The sequence below is a fragment of the Mesorhizobium sp. M7A.F.Ca.CA.004.12.1.1 genome, from assembly GCF_003997835.1.
Classification (GTDB): Bacteria; Pseudomonadota; Alphaproteobacteria; order Rhizobiales; family Rhizobiaceae; genus Mesorhizobium.
This window is the reverse complement of the sequence record NZ_RZRK01001526.1, coordinates 1-428: the sequence shown is the minus strand read 5'-3', so window position 1 is coordinate 428 and position 428 is coordinate 1. Positions and strand designations below refer to the sequence as shown.

General features: G+C 62.4%; 1 protein-coding gene. It reads right to left on the bottom strand.

What is annotated here, in order from left to right; all coding sequences use genetic code 11:
• The coding region (gene rplI, locus EN984_RS37375) for a 50S ribosomal protein L9 (RefSeq protein WP_127384489.1) at positions 1-428 on the bottom strand (428 nt) is incomplete at both ends.

Sequence of the window (428 nt, the reverse complement as noted above, 5' to 3'; positions counted from 1 at the left end):
CTTCAAACTCGGTGTTCGGATCGAAGAAGTTCTCCGGCCGGGCGTTGTCGTTGATGTCGTCGCCATAGATGGCTTCGGCGGTGGTCAGAGTCTCGCCCTTGGCCTGGCGCTCGGCTTCGTCGGCCGTGCGGGCGATGTTGAGCGTGACGGTGACCTCGACTTCCGGATGCAGCGCGATCGCCACATTGGTGACACCGATGGTCTTGATCGGCTGGTTGAGCAGGATCTGGTTGCGGTTGATCGAGAAACCTTCCGCCGTCAGCAGATCGGCGATGTCGCGGGTCGAAACGGAACCGTAAAGCTGTCCGGTTTCGCCGGCGGAGCGAACGGCGATGAAGCTCTTGCCGTCGAGCTTTTCGGCGACCTGGGCTGCTTCCGACTTGCGCTCGAGGTTACGGGCTTCGAGCTGGGCGCGCTGGCCTTCGAAC